At 55.9% G+C, this 14,585-nt stretch carries 12 protein-coding genes and 1 tRNA gene; 5 read left to right on the top strand and 8 right to left on the bottom strand.

Features of this window, described 5'->3' with window-relative positions:
• Nucleotides 1-6: 6 nt before the first annotated feature.
• From dppC to dppA, 3 genes are all read right to left on the bottom strand, one after another.
• A complete protein-coding gene (dppC, locus tag A8O29_RS01535; protein WP_125354371.1) occupies nt 7-906 on the bottom strand; it encodes a dipeptide ABC transporter permease DppC in 900 nt (299 codons plus the stop codon).
• Between the two features lie 9 nt (nt 907-915).
• Complete coding sequence (dppB, locus tag A8O29_RS01530) at nt 916-1,935, bottom strand: dipeptide ABC transporter permease DppB (RefSeq protein WP_125354370.1); 1,020 nt, start codon at nt 1,933-1,935, stop codon at nt 916-918.
• A 163-nt stretch (nt 1,936-2,098) separates the two neighbouring features.
• Nucleotides 2,099-3,706, bottom strand: a complete 1,608-nt coding sequence (gene dppA / locus A8O29_RS01525) for a dipeptide ABC transporter periplasmic-binding protein DppA (protein ID WP_125354369.1) — start codon at nt 3,704-3,706, stop codon at nt 2,099-2,101.
• Nucleotides 3,707-4,321: 615 nt separating this feature from the next.
• On the opposite strand from dppA, the gene A8O29_RS01520 reads away from it, so the two are divergent.
• Nucleotides 4,322-4,714, top strand: a complete 393-nt coding sequence (locus tag A8O29_RS01520) for a YybH family protein (protein ID WP_125354368.1) — start codon at nt 4,322-4,324, stop codon at nt 4,712-4,714.
• Between the two features lie 167 nt (nt 4,715-4,881).
• Here A8O29_RS01520 and A8O29_RS01515 read toward each other — a convergent pair.
• The 4 genes from A8O29_RS01515 to A8O29_RS01500 all read right to left on the bottom strand — a co-directional run bounded on the left by A8O29_RS01515 (nt 4,882) and on the right by A8O29_RS01500 (nt 9,121).
• Nucleotides 4,882-4,958 (bottom strand) — tRNA-Pro (locus A8O29_RS01515).
• A gap of 89 nt (nt 4,959-5,047) precedes the next feature.
• Complete coding sequence (gene eptB / locus A8O29_RS01510) at nt 5,048-6,730, bottom strand: kdo(2)-lipid A phosphoethanolamine 7''-transferase (RefSeq protein ID WP_125354367.1); 1,683 nt, start codon at nt 6,728-6,730, stop codon at nt 5,048-5,050.
• 246 nt (nt 6,731-6,976) lie between these two features.
• Nucleotides 6,977-8,179 (bottom strand): L-lactate MFS transporter, encoded by a 1,203-nt coding sequence (locus A8O29_RS01505; protein WP_125354366.1) that lies wholly within the window; start codon nt 8,177-8,179, stop codon nt 6,977-6,979.
• 231 nt (nt 8,180-8,410) lie between these two features.
• Nucleotides 8,411-9,121, bottom strand: a complete 711-nt coding sequence (locus tag A8O29_RS01500) for an autotransporter domain-containing protein (protein ID WP_125354365.1) — start codon at nt 9,119-9,121, stop codon at nt 8,411-8,413.
• 143 nt (nt 9,122-9,264) lie between these two features.
• Between A8O29_RS01500 and tag the strand changes: the two genes are divergently transcribed.
• Entirely contained in the window at nt 9,265-9,846 is a 582-nt protein-coding gene (tag, locus tag A8O29_RS01495; RefSeq protein WP_125354364.1) for a DNA-3-methyladenine glycosylase I, read from the top strand.
• Nucleotides 9,824-10,264, top strand: coding sequence for an N-acetyltransferase (locus A8O29_RS01490; RefSeq protein WP_125354363.1), 441 nt, complete (start codon nt 9,824-9,826; stop codon nt 10,262-10,264). Before tag ends, A8O29_RS01490 begins: the two co-directional genes overlap by 23 nt.
• On the opposite strand, the gene A8O29_RS01485 is transcribed toward A8O29_RS01490, so the two are convergent.
• Nucleotides 10,233-12,566: a molybdopterin guanine dinucleotide-containing S/N-oxide reductase gene (locus tag A8O29_RS01485; protein WP_125354362.1), complete on the bottom strand. Its 2,334-nt coding sequence runs from the start codon at nt 12,564-12,566 to the stop codon at nt 10,233-10,235. The genes A8O29_RS01490 and A8O29_RS01485 overlap by 32 nt on opposite strands.
• A 168-nt stretch (nt 12,567-12,734) precedes the next feature.
• On the opposite strand from A8O29_RS01485, the gene A8O29_RS01480 reads away from it, so the two are divergent.
• Entirely contained in the window at nt 12,735-13,397 is a 663-nt protein-coding gene (locus A8O29_RS01480; protein ID WP_125354361.1) for an OmpA family lipoprotein, read from the top strand.
• A 135-nt stretch (nt 13,398-13,532) separates the two neighbouring features.
• Nucleotides 13,533-14,549 carry a LacI family DNA-binding transcriptional regulator gene (locus A8O29_RS01475; RefSeq protein WP_110510250.1) on the top strand — a complete coding sequence of 339 codons (1,017 nt, stop codon included), beginning with the start codon at nt 13,533-13,535 and terminating at the stop codon, nt 14,547-14,549.
• Nucleotides 14,550-14,585: the final 36 nt, after the last annotated feature.

The following is a 14,585-nucleotide window of genomic DNA, read 5'->3' as shown; positions in this document are numbered from 1 at the left end:
TGCCTCTTACTGCTTCAGTTTGGGATCCAGCGCGTCACGCAGACCGTCGCCCATCAGGTTAAATGCCAGCACCGTAAGCAGGATCGCCAGACCCGGGAAGGTCACGACCCACCAGGCGCTCTGCGCGAACTGCAACACGTCGGAGAGCATGGTGCCCCACTCCGGTGTTGGCGGCTGCGCACCCATGCCAAGGAAGCCAAGAGCGGCCATATCGAGAATGGCGTTCGAGAAACCGAGCGACGCCTGAACAATCAGCGGCGCAAGGCAGTTTGGGAAAATATTGACGAACATCTGACGCATTGCGCCCGCACCCGCCACGCGAGAGGCGGTCACGTAATCGCGATGGACCTCCACCATCACCGCCGCACGGGTTAATCGCACGTAGTGAGGCAGGGCCACAAAGGTCAGCGCCAATGCGGCGTTGCCGATGGACGGCCCAAATATCGCCACCAGCACCAGCGCCAGCAGCAGGCTTGGCAGAGCCAGCATGATGTCGACGATACGCATGATGATGTTATCGATGAAGCCGCCGAAATAGCCCGCTACCAGCCCGAGCACGACGCCCATAACCAGCGACAGTACCACCACCAGACAACCCACCAGCAACGACAGACGCGCGCCGTACATTAAGCGTGACAGCACGTCGCGACCGACGTCGTCAGTCCCGAGCAGGTGCGACAGCGTACCGCCTTCCTGCCAGAACGGCGGCGCCAGCAGCGAATCACGGAACTGCTCCGCCGGGTTATACGGCGAGAGGACGTTGGCGAAAATAGCGATGATCATCACCACTACCACATACACCAGGCCGACAACCGCGCCTTTATTACGTTTGAAATAGTGCCAGAACTCCTGCAGCGGGGTCATTGGCACCGGTGCAGCAACTTTATTCTCAGTGACTTGTGACATGATGGCCCCTTACTTCCTATGACGAATACGCGGGTTCACCACGCCGTACAGCAGGTCGACCAGCAGGTTCACGAGGATAATCATCGTCGCAACCAGCAGGACGCCGCCTTGCACAACCGGATAATCACGGCGCTGCAGGGCATCAATCAGCCAGCGCCCGAGGCCCGGCCAGGAGAAGATCGTTTCGGTTAGAATCGCACCCGCCAGCAGCGTGCCGACCTGCAGACCGATAACAGTCACCACCGGCAGCATCGCGTTACGCAGCGCGTGCACAATGATGACGCGCATCCGGGTCAGGCCCTTCGCACGCGCGGTACGGATATAGTCTTCGCCGAGCACTTCCAGCATCGCCGAACGGGTCATACGCACGATAACCGCCAGAGGAATGGTGCCGAGCACCACCGCAGGCAGCACCATGTGCGCCAGAGCATCGATAAAGTTGCCCGGTTCGCCCCAGATGGCGGTATCAATCAACATGAAGCCGGTTAACGGCAGCGTGTCGTCGAGGAACACCGAATCGCTGATACGCCCGGAGACCGGGGCCAGGTTCCACTGGACCGACACCAGCATGATGAGCATCATGCCCCACCAGAAAATCGGCATTGAGTAACCGGTCAACGCGAGGCCAACGGCGGTGTGATCGAAGATGGAACCGCGCTTAACCGCAGCCAGTACGCCGACGGGAATGCCCACCGCAACGGCAAACATCATTGCGCAGACGCCGAGTTCCAGCGTGGCTTTAAAGCGCGGGACGAATTCTTCCCATACCGGCAGACGGCTCTTCAGCGAGATCCCTAAATCGCCGTGAAGAACGCCCCAGATATAGTGGAGATACTGTTGCCACATTGGCTTATCAAGGCCCATGGCAGCCAGAAGCTGTGCGTGACGCTCAGGGGAAATACCACGCTCACCGGCCATTATCATCACCGGGTCACCGGGGATCATATGGACAAAGGCAAAGGTCAGCAGGGTAATACCGATAAAGGTCGGGATGACTAATCCCAGACGTCGGAGGATGAACTGCAACATAACCCGGATTCTCTCTCATGACGTTCTGCCTGGCGACAGCCCGTCTGTATTGCTCACAACTGCCGGGTGGCGCTGCGCTGACCCGACCTACAATTTCGTAGGCCCGCGCAAGCACAGCGTCGCCGGGCATAGAGGGGCACTCGCGTACCCCTTACATTTTTAATTATTCGATGGAGACGTTTTCGAAGTGGTGCTTACCTAATGGATCAACCACATAGCCTTTGACTTCTTTACGCACTGGCTCGTACACGGTGGAGTGAGCGATGATCAGCGCCGGAGCCTGGTCATGCATCACTACCTGAGCCTGTTTGTACAGTTCAATACGCTTGTTGTGATCTTCCGCAGCACGTGCAGGCTGAATAAGGTCTTCAAACGGCTTGTAGCACCAGCGAGAGTAGTTAGAACCGTCTTTCGCCGCGGTGCAGCTGAACAGGGTCGCGAAGAAGTTGTCCGGGTCCCCATTGTCGCCGGTCCAGCCCATCATCACGGTCTGATGCTCACCCGCTTTGGCGCGTTTCAGGTACTCGCCCCACTCGTAGGTCACGATGTTGGCTTTCACGCCCACTTTCGCCCAGTCAGCCTGAATCATCTCAGCCATGCGGCGAGCGTTCGGGTTGTAAGGACGCTGAACCGGCATCGCCCACAGGTCAATGCTGAAACCGTCAGCGTGGCCAGACTCTTTCAGCAGCGCTTTAGCTTTTTCCGGATCGTAGGTGTAATCCTTCACGTCGTCGTTATAGCCCCACATGGTTGGTGGGATCAGGTTCTTGGCCGCAACGCCTGCGCCCTGATAAACGGCTTTGATGATCGCTTCTTTGTTCACCGCGTAAGTCAGCGCCTGACGAACTTTCACGTCATCCAGCGGTTTCTTCTCGGTGTTGAAAGAGAGGTAACCCACGTTCAGGCCAGCCTGCGACAGCAGGTTGATGTTTTTATCCTGCTTCATGCGAGCGATGTCAGCCGGGTTCGGGTACGGCATTACCTGGCATTCGTTTTTCTGCAGTTTGGCATAACGGACGGACGCATCTGGGGTGATAGAGAACACCAGGCGGTCGATCTGCGGTTTGGTACCCCAGTAGCCCGGGAAGGCTTTGTACAGAATACGGGAGTCTTTCTGGTACTGCAGCAGCTGGAATGGACCGGTACCGATTGGGTTCAGGTCGATTTTCTCCGGCGTACCGGCTTTCAGCATGTTGTCAGCATATTCTTTTGACAGGATAGACGCGAAGTCCATCGCCAGGTCGGCGAGGAACGGCGCTTCCGGGCGAGTCAGCACGAACTGAACGGTATTATCGTCCACTTTCTTCACTTCGCTGATCAGGTCCGGCAGGCCCATGCCTTCAAAGTATTCGTAGCTGCCGCCAGAGACTTTGTGGTACGGGTTTTTGTCGTTTTTCTGACGATCGAAGGAGAACACGACGTCATCGGCATTTAAGTCACGCGTCGGTTTGAAATCTTTGTTGTCCTGCCACTTCACGCCAGAGCGCAGGTGGAAGGTGTAGGTTTTGCCGTCGGCGCTGACATCCCATTTCTCTGCCAGACCCGGAATAATTTCCGTGGTCCCGGTTTTGAATTCAACCAGACGGTTGTAGATAGGTACAGAGCTTGCGTCGTAAGTCGTACCAGAGGTGAACAGCTGTGGGTTAAAGCCTTCCGGCGAGCCTTCAGAACAGTAAACCAGGGTTTTGGCCTGTACGCTTGCCGCCACAGTCAAGGCCACAAGGCTAAGACCAAGCTTCAGCATCCCTGACTTTTTCAAGGAAATACTCATTATTCTGCTCCAAATGTGATGTTTGTTTGTTGTGTTTTCCGCCAGACCTTTTTTTGTTTTTTAACCGGTCTGTTCGGTAGTGCCCGAAGGCGTTAAAAGGGTTGGAGATTCCTTTCAGAAGAGCGACTGAGTAGCAGCGCAGATTCTCCCTGAAATGCCCCTCATGCCCTACAATCTGTCAACAGAATGTGCAAACGTCAATACAGGTAACCGGGATTTACATCAACGGTGAGAATCCTCAGACAAAGATTAAAAAAACTCCGGCAGGGTATTTTCAGCAGGGAAATTTATGCTACGCACTTAACAGCAGCACAATCATCTTCTCACCTTGCAATAACCAGTGATTAACAATTGTGCGAATTGCTAAAAATTTCTTCCTCAATGGCGATAATCTGAGCGATTAATAGCGTGAACGTTAAAACGCACAGGTGAAAATGCTGATGTTATCCATAAGAAACGCAAGAAAATGGCTAACCAAATATAAAAAAATACAATGGAATATGTCACAAAATAGTTAACTGACGATGTGAAGTGAGGATGGCGAGGATTTTTGGTGGTTATGGGGATCACAGATGATGAGCAGGTACATTCAGAAACGGCAAAGGAATATATAACATGACTTCACACCCACTGCGCCAGATTATCGAAGCATGCGATAAGGCAATATCGGCAAAAGATTACGACGCGCTAATGGCGTATTACGCAGAAGATGCCGCCCTGGTGGTAAAACCTGGCATGACTGTGCAGGGCAAAGACAACATCCGCAAAGCCTTTATGGCGATCTCCGACTATTTTCAGGGTCAGCTGGTCGTTGAACAGGGCGACATGCAGGTCATCGAGGGGGCAGGAAATGCGCTGGTGATTATGGAAACTAAACTGCGTTTTCCAGGCGGCGACGCAACTCCTGTCGACATTACCCGCCGCGCGACCTATGTATTCCGCCAGGAAGATAACGGGCGCTGGCTATGCACGATTGATAATTCGTATGGGACGGAGTTGTTGGGGTAAATCATTGCCCGGCGGCGCTTCGCTTGCGCGGGCCTACAACCCATTGCTCCCGTAGGCCCGGTCAGCGCAGCGCCACCGGGCGAAAGAGGATGACTTGCCACTGCGTGGCTTCGCCCTGCGGGCTACAGACGTAAAAAAGCCCGCTTAAAAAGCGGGCTTTTCGAATGTGGTCGGCGAGAGAGGATTCGAACCTCCGACCCACTGGTCCCAAACCAGTTGCGCTACCAAGCTGCGCTACTCGCCGATGCGGGCCGAATGTTACTGCTGCGATTCGACCCCGTCAATCCCTTTTCAGCAAAAGCCTTGTTGATCGGCGAGAAACTCGCCGTCGTGTTACTGGCTTTTAGCCGGGACGTGACACCAGTTGTTATTCTCGTTAATCCCGCCGTCTGGCGAAGTGTATCCGAGGCAACCCATGATGGTGTCATACAGCTCCACGTGACGACGCGGCACCTTCATGTCAGCTTCTTTCTTCAACTGCTTAAACGCCTGCTCATGCGCTGGGTTTTCCAGATACTTATCGGACATCCACACCAACATTGGCACACGGAACTGCTCAGGCGGAGCCAGCTTGCGCGGCGTACCGTGCAGGTGCTCTCTCTCGTTGATCGACTCACCGTGGTCGGCGGCATAGAAGACGATGGCTTTCTTGTCGCGCAGCTGATCCAGCACGTCACTGATAAAGGTATCGACATACAGCACCGAGTTATCATACGCGTTGATCAGCTCTGTCTTGCTGCAGTAATCATTGATGCCCACACACTCCGGCTGCCATTTAGCGAAATCGCGGGTGTAACGCTGGTAGTAGCTCCAGTGCGACCCTTTGGTGTGCAGGATGATCAAGTGCTTGCCGTCAGGGTGTTTTTCCAGCGACTGCGCAATTTCCGGCAACAGCAGTTTGTCTGCCACGTCTTTACCGCGGTTACGCGGCTCGGCGCCGATCTGCTCACGATAAGCAATATTGTCGGCCATGGTATTGCTGTAGAACCACATCTCACTCTGCATGGCGAACAGGTCTGAGCTAAAGCCCAACTGTTTCAACACTGCAAACACGTTCTGCTCTTTCAGGGTACGCTGAGGGTTATCCTCTGCCCCACCCTGGCGTACAAACATGCAGCGCAATGACAGCTTGGTCGCGGTGTCGCAGGACGTGCCGCGATAAGCGACCAGGTTTTTCTCCTGAGCCAGCTTCGGTGTGGTATCCCGGTCATAGCCCAGAATGCCCATGTGATCCCAGCGAGTGGTTTCGCCGATGATGAACACCACGTAGGTGTCATCCAGCTCTTTACCCGGTGCCACATAGGTAAATTTTTTCGCCGGGTTAATCAAGGAGCGACTGTCGGATGATTCATCGACCTGCGCCCAGGCATACAGCCCGAGAGCCGACACCCAGTTGGATGGCAGATAGGAATTGGCAATGACGCCACCGTAGCTCGGCGCATCACCCTGAGACGTTTTCTCGACCTGTTTTTGATGGCGATCCATCAAACGAATCGGCGCCCAGACCAGTAGCCCGGCCATCAGCACCACGCCGATATTGCGCACGCGCTGACCGCGGGTACGTAATTGGCGTTGCAGCGTATAGCGGCAGCGGTTACTCCAGATGAAGAACAGCGGCGGCAAGCTTGCCAGCACGGTCCACATCATCAGGCCACGACCCATCACTTCTTTGGACAGGTCAACGTCGGTGGTCATCACCGAGGCCACGATCCCGTAGCCAATGACCACGTTCATAAAGGTCATGTAATAACTGGCGGCAGCGGAAATGATCACCACCAGCGAAGTAAGGACTTGCCACGGTCGGCGGCCAAAAAGGGACAGCAAGCGCAGCAAGCAGAACGTCACTAGCACCGAGCCAAAGAGTTCAATGACGGCAAAAATGCCGTTTGTTGCCGAGAAATCTTCGAAGTAGCCCAGCAGACGACGAACCAGCACCGCCCCGTTCAGGAACAGGCCGATGTAGACCGCAAGGAACAGGCACAGCCGTTGTTGCGTTAAAGATTTAATATAATTCATACGAGCAAAAACCCTGGGAGAAGGGGCACAAAAAACCGACTTAGCTATCGGCGTGATAGTAAGGAGATTAAGGAATCGCGTAAGGAACAGTTATAAGAAACGTCTATAAGCGCAGTGAGTAGACCATAGCGCGGGAGAAAAGTGTCATCAGGAAGTGTGATCCGGGCAATATTTACAAAAATAATAGCCCGGATCGAAAGATTTATGGCAGGAATGTGTTACCGACTGGAGTTATGCCCTTCAATATCAGGCATGAGCCTCTTCAAACACTTCACGATTAGGCTGGCGAATAGTGGTCGACAGCGCCAGAGACAGAATCAGCAGTGCGAAGATGACGCAGAAGGTCACGTAGAAACCGCCGAACAGTGACGCAATGATCGAACCACAGATGCTGCCGATCCCGAAGCCGAGATAAATCACACCGTAGTTTTTCGCCAGATTATTCAGGCCGAAGAACTCACTCACCAGCGATGGGAATACGGTGATGGTGCCGCCGAAGTTGAAGGCCACACAGGCAATCGCGGCGAAGAAGGTCGTTGCGTCCAGAGGAGCGAACAGCAACGCCGCCATGCCGACCAGGGAAATCACCTGACCGATAGTGATCACACGGATACGGGCAATTTTGTCAGACAGAATACCGAGCACCAGACGACCGCTCAGGTTGGCGATGGAAATCACGGTGACCGCGTTCGCCGCCGTCATCACGTCCAGATGCACCATGCCCTGGGCAATATCTTTCGCCACACCAATCACATACAGACCGCTCATGCAGGCTGTCAGGAACATCACCGCCAGCATCCAGTACTGTGGTTTACGCATTGACTGCGCGAGGCTGAAATCGTTCTCTACCACGCCGTTGGTGGTTTTAACTTCCTGCAGCGGCGCATCTTTCATCAGCGTTGCACCGAATACAATCATCACCAGCACAATTGCGCCCCAGATGATGAAGGTTTTTTCCAGGCCAACGCTCGCCAGCAGCTGGCTGTCGATGAATTTGAAGCCCAGGCTACCCAGGCCATACGCGCCAATGGAAAACGCGGAAATCAGCCCTTTACGCTCCGGGAACCATTTCACGCAGTTGGACAGCGTCAGCAGATAACCCGCCCCGTCCGCCAGACCGACCAGCACCCCGGCGCTCAGCCACAGCATCATCAGATTGTTAGCATGTGCAGTGAGGAAGAAGCCTAAGCCGAGCAGGATCCCGGAGGCCATGGTGACGCGCTTCACGCCAAAACGCTCTTGCAGTTTACCGGCCACGGAGGAGGAAATCGCCAGACCGAGGCTCAACAGACCAAAGGAAAACGCGACCTGGCTGATAGGCTCATCCAGCTTGGCGGACAGCGCACCGTTAAACAGGCTCCAGGTATACACCGAGCCAAGTGCGAATTGAGTGATGATGGTGCCGACCAGCGTCAGCCAACGGGTAGAAGGGCGGATTGCAGTATTCATGGGCGTATAGGCCTTATCAAAATTAACTGCAGCTAAAATAACGAAGTGCATTTCAGGCGGGGTAAAAAAAGCATGAACTGCCGTCAGTGCGGAATGAAATGCATTGAGAGGGGAATGAATGACATTGCCAAAATAAAAACGAGGAAAAAGTTAGTGTTAACTATCACGGCAGAGCGCGACATTACTGTAACGAAATGGAATTGAAGATGTATTTATGGCGATAATAATTTGTTAAAAACGGGCGCTCAATCCCATGATGTAGAGATAGTTGGCGCCTTCACTCATATTATCGGCCTGGGAGAGCGACGCATACGCCGCCACGTGCTGATTAAGCAGCATATCGGCCCCCACGGTGACGTCGACCCAGTTCCCGTCTTGCGTGGATGTCGGGGTGCGGTTCAGGCCCGACTGCGACTTCCATTGATTATCGCCAAACTGCTGGTTGTAGCTGATTTGCGCCCACGGATGCACGCCCCACAGCGGCTGCGAATCGAGACGCCAGCCCAGCGTGCTGCTGCTGGCGTGCCACATCGGGTCGGTCAGCGCGGTGGTGCTGGTCCCGCTGTCGCCAAATTCATTCCAGGTCGAAGTAGCAGACCCATCATAATGCCAGCTCGCCACCGGCCCGGTCGTGAACAGAGCGGATAACGGAATATTCCAGACCATGCTCAGCGTGCGAGTCGCATCCAGCGGGGTATCATCCGGCTGATTCATCGCCATACCCGGCTGAACTTGCGCCGCGCTGATGCGTTCCGCCAGAATGTCGTCATAACGCGGTTGGTGATCGCTATCCCAGGTATAGCGTTCCGGCATATTACTTTGTGGGTCAGTAACGATATATTCCTGTTGCCAGGCAAAAGCTGATGTCGCAAGTGACATCCACACAAAAACAGATGCCGGGTAGATACCACCCCGGTAGCCATTGCATCTTTTACTATTCATTGGCGACTCCGAAAGAGCCGAATCCGGCATTGTTGTTATGATTTTTTTACGCGAGTGCGTATTACTAAATATTGTCTTTTTATTTCTGCCGTCAAGGCAGGTTGAACATTTCTTCATCGACATCAAAAAAGTGGGAGAGTGAGATGGAACGTTGCGGTTGGGTAAGTCAGGACCCGCTTTACATTGCCTATCACGATAGCGAATGGGGCGTGGCCCAGCGGGATAACCAAAAGCTGTTTGAAATGATCTGCCTTGAGGGCCAGCAGGCCGGGCTGTCCTGGATAACGGTGCTGAAAAAACGGGAAAACTATCGTGACGCATTTCACCACTTCGACCCGATAAAAGTGGCGGCCATGGATGAAGCCGATGTCGAAAAACTGGTGCTGAACGCGGGCATCATTCGCCACCGGGGAAAAATTCAGGCCATCATCGGCAACGCGCGTGCCTTTCTGGCGATGGAAGCCAACGGTGAACCGTTCGCGGATTTCGTCTGGTCGTTTGTCGATAACCATCCGCAGGTCATGCACCCCGCGACGCTGGCCGAGATCCCCACCAGCACACCGGCGTCGGATGCGCTGGCAAAAGCGCTGAAAAAGCGCGGCTTTAAGTTTGTCGGCACCACCATCTGCTACTCCTTTATGCAGGCCTGCGGGCTGGTCAACGACCATGTCACCGCGTGCTTCTGCCATCCTGGAGGCGACGATGATCCGCAAATGGCAAAGTAGCGACCGCCAGCCCCTGCTGACGCTGTGGCTGGAGAGCACTATTTTCGCGCATCCGTTTATTGAGGAAAGCTACTGGCATGAGAGCGAGCCGCTGGTGCGTGACGTATACCTGCCCGCGGCGCATACGTGGGTGTGGGAAGAAGACGGCGTGGTGCAGGGGTTTATCAGCGTGATGGACCAGCGCTTTGTCGGCGCGCTGTTTGTCGCACCCGCCTGTATCGGGCGCGGCATTGGCCGGGTGCTGCTCGCGTTTGTCTGCGACCGCTACCCGGAATTAAGCCTCGAGGTGTACCAGAAGAACAGCCGGGCGGTGAATTTCTACCATGCGCTGGGGTTCCGTATTCAGGACAGCGCATGGCAGGATGAAACCCAACAGCCGACCTGGATTATGCGTTGGCAGGCGGATCGAATGCTGTAAGCGTAGGCGCTGGCCCGTGGTATTTCTCCAGCCACGCCAGCGCGGTATTTCCCGCACAACCGTTGCCGAGCTTCGAACTTGGGAGATCTTTGGTCAGCACGTTTACCGCGCCATTCTTACAGATGCCCCCGGCCTGATTATCGAGATCCGGCCACGCCCCTTCGTGCAGACAGATAATGCCCGGACGAATACCCTCGGTCACGACCGCGCCCGCCAGCACCTGTCCTCGCCCGTTCCACACGCGCACCAGGTCACCGTCGGCAATACCCCGCGCTTTCGCATCATCAGGATGCAGCGTCAACGGCTCACGCCCCGCCACCGCGTATTTCTCGCGCAGCCGCGTGTGATTCAACTGACTGTGCAAACGGTGCGCCGGATGCGCCGACAACAACTGTAGCTGCCCTGCCTGCGCATTACCGTGCCACTCGTCCGGCTCAAGCCAGGTCGGGTGCCCCGGGCAATCGGCATAATTGAAACCGGCGATCCGCTGGGAATAAATTTCAATTTTTCCGCTGTCGGTTTTTAACGGATTGGCCTGCGGGTCTTCGCGGAAGGCGGCGAACCGGATGAACTTCGCATTCTGCTCGCTCTCCGGCATCTCAATCAGCTGATTGGCTTCCCAGAATTGCTGGAACGGAGGAAGCGTTACCTGCTGGCTCGCGCCGCGCTGCCCGGCAATCTCGTAAAAGGTTTCCAGCCATTCCAGGTCGCTTTTGCCTTCGGTGAAGCGTTCCCAGCCGCCCGCTTCCCAGCGTTCACTCAGTTCGGCAAACACTTCCCAGTCGTCCCGCGCCTCATCGCGTGGCGCGACCACGCGTTTCATCGGCACCAGATGCTGGTTGCTGTAATCCCCGGTCATGGTCAAATCGTTACGCTCGAACGAGGTCGTCGCCGGTAGCACGATGTCCGCATGGCGTGCAGCGGCGGTCCAGAAACACTCAGAGATAACGACCAGTTCCGGCTTCTGCCAGGCGCGAATCAGGCGATTGGTATCCTGGTGATGGGTAAAGTTGGCGCCGCCCGCCCACCAGACAAAACGGATATCCGGGAAGTGTCGGTCCATGCCGTTGTGCTGATACGGCGCACCGGGGTTTTCCAGCGCTTCGACAATGCGCGCCACCGGAATTTTATCCACCGCATCAGTGCCGTTGGCGACGCTGCCCTGCATCGAGGCCAGTACCGCCGCGCGTCGGGTTGGGTTCCCGCCGTTGGAGAAGTGATAAGAGAGACCGAAACCACCGCCCGGCGTGCCAATCTGGCCGAGCATGGCGGCCAGCGTGACCAGCATCCAGTGCTTCTGCTCGCCAAACTGCTGGCGCTGCATCCCCCAGCCGGACATCAACATGGTGCTGTTTTGATGGAATATCTCAGCCAGTTCACGGATTTTCTCCGCATCAATGCCGCAAATATCAGCCGCCCATTCGGCGGTTTTCGCCACGCCGTCGCGCTCGCCGGTCAGATACTCGGCAAACTGGGCGTAGCCGGTGGTGCAGCGCGCCAGGAACGTCGTATCGTGCCAGTTGTTTTCCACCAGCGTATGGGCAATGCCAAGCATCAGCGCCACGTCGGTGCCCATGTGCGGGGCCAGCCACTCCATCGATTCCCCGAAGAAATCGACAGTTTCCGAACGCATCGGATCGATGCAAATCAGTCGCTTGCCGCTGTTACGCAGCTTGTCGAAGAAGGTCATGCCCTGCTCGTCGGAGGCGTTCCAGGCAATTTTCAGGGTGTTCAGCGGATTCGCACTCCACAGCACCACCACGTCGGTATGTTCCAGAATCAGCGGCCAGCTGGTCTGCTGCTGATACACCTCATTGCCACCGACCACGTACGGCATAATCGCCTGCGCTGCGCCGGTGGAATAATCCCCCAGATGCCCGGTATAACCGCCCGCCAGGCTCATATAGCGCTGTAACAGCGTCGCCGCTTTGTGCAGCACGCCGTTAGAGCGCCAGCCGTAGGAGCCGGCGAAAATCGACGCCGGGCCGTGTGTCTCGCGAATACGTTGATGCTGAGCATGAATAAGATCCAGCGCCTCATCCCAGCTAACCCGAACAAACTCATCCTGCCCGCGCACGCCTTGTGGACTGTTCGGCGAGGCCAAAAAACCTTTACGCACCATTGGATAACGCACCCGTGTTTTGCTGTGCACCTGGTCGCGCACCGCGCTTTGCAGCGAGTTCTCAAAGGTTCCTGAAAGCGCACCGCGAGATGTCAGCACGGTATCGCCATCGGTTTCGACCAGCATGGGCCCCCAGTGGGCGGCGGTCAGAATGGTTTTTGTTGCAGATGAGTTGGCCAAAACAGGCTCCTGATTAGCGGATGCAGGTGTTACGACGCTGATTTTTTCATCAGTGTTCAATTTATTTACAAAATTAAAGATTGCTCCTGGAATTTTCCCAGCAAACACGCGTCATAATCAACCGCCGCGGACGCCGTGGCAAAGAATAAAAAGGATTAAGGAAATAAGATGAAAAAACGCGTAATCATGATTGCCGCTATGGTAAGCGGCGCGCTGGCCCTTTCAGGCTGTACCACCAACCCTTACACCGGCGAACGTGAAGCCGGTAAGTCCGGCATCGGCGCAGGTATTGGCGCACTGGCGGGGGCAGGTATCGGCATGCTTTCTTCCTCGAAGAAAGACCGTGGTAAAGGCGCGCTGATTGGTGCCGCAGCAGGTGCAGCCGTTGGCGGTGGCGCAGGTTATTACATGGATGTTCAGGAAGCTAAACTGCGCCAGAAAATGCAGGGCACAGGCGTCAGCGTCACCCGTAACGGTGACAACATCGTGCTGAACATGCCGAGCAACGTGACCTTTGACAGCAGCAGCGCCAACCTCAAACCGGCCGGGGCCAACACCCTGACTGGCGTGGCGATGGTACTGAAAGAGTACGAAAAAACCGCGGTTAACGTGGTTGGCTACACCGACAGCACCGGCGGTCAGGACCTGAACTTGCGCCTGTCTCAGCAGCGTGCCGATTCAGTGGCCAGCTCCCTTATCACCCAGGGCGTTACCGCGAACCGTATCCGCACCAGCGGAATGGGACCAGCGAATCCTATCGCCAGCAACAGCACCGCCGAAGGGAAAGCGCAGAACCGCCGCGTAGAAATCACCCTCAGTCCGCTGCAGTAATCGATGTGCCGGGGAGGGTTTCGCCACCCCCGGCCCACGCTTGCGACGTAAACGCCCGCCAACTCTGCCATTAACGGCTTGCCATCGCTTTTTTTCGCGCTAAGGTGTTCACACATTCAGGTGAAGGAAGCCCTCATGGCGAACAAGGCGCGAGCCACCATCAGCGACGTGGCGAAAGCAGCAAAAACGGGAAAGACCAGCGTTTCGCGTTATCTTAACGGCGAAAAGCATCTGCTTTCAGACGCCCTTCTGGCGCGAATCGAACACGCCATTGCCGAACTCGACTACCGTCCAAGCCTGATGGCGCGTGGCCTGAAGCATGGCCGCACGCGTCTTATCGGCCTGATCATCGCCGACATCACCAATCCCTATTCCGTTAACGTCCTTAGCGGGATTGAAGCCGCCTGCCGCGAACAGGGGTTTACGCCGCTGGTCTGTAACACCAATAACGAAGTGGATCAGGAACGGCACTATCTCGATTTGCTGCGCAGTTATCAGGTGGAAGGCATTGTGGTGAATGCCGTGGGGATGCACGAAGAAGGCTTGAGTCGCCTGCAACAGTCGGCTTTGCCGATGGTGCTTATCGACCGAAAAATTCCCGATTTTGCCTGCGATGTGGTCGGGCTGGATAACACCCAGGCCGCCACTACCGCCACCGAGCACCTTGTCGATCAGGGGTTTGAAGCCCTGCTGTTTCTCAGCGAACCGCTCGGAAGCGTCAATACCCGACGCGAACGCCTGACCGCCTATCGCAACACGCTGGCCCGCTATCCGGGCATCAGCGCCGAAAACGCCGAAGTGCCGCTGAACGACGGCGCGCTCATCGATAACGCCCTGCGCCAGTTCCACGCCACCCATCGCGGAATGCGCAAAGCGGTAATTTCCGCCAACGGCGCGCTGACGCTGCAGGTGGCGCGGTCGCTCAAACGCCTGGGCCTGCACTGGGGCAGCGACATCGGCCTGCTCGGTTTTGACGAACTCGAATGGGCAGAGCTGGCGGGTGTCGGCATTACCACCCTCAAACAACCTACCTGGAAAATCGGCTATGCCGCCGTAGAGCAGGTGGTGCGCCGGATCGAAGGCAGCAGTGACCCGATCCGCGAACAGGTTTTCTCCGGCGAACTGATCGTCCGGGGATCCACCAGCCGCTAATTCTCCTGTGATGACGATCATAAAATAGACCACGCT

The organism is Scandinavium goeteborgense, from assembly GCF_003935895.2.
GTDB classification, from domain to species: domain Bacteria; phylum Pseudomonadota; class Gammaproteobacteria; order Enterobacterales; family Enterobacteriaceae; genus Scandinavium; species Scandinavium goeteborgense.
This window is presented reverse-complemented; position numbering and strand designations above follow the sequence as displayed.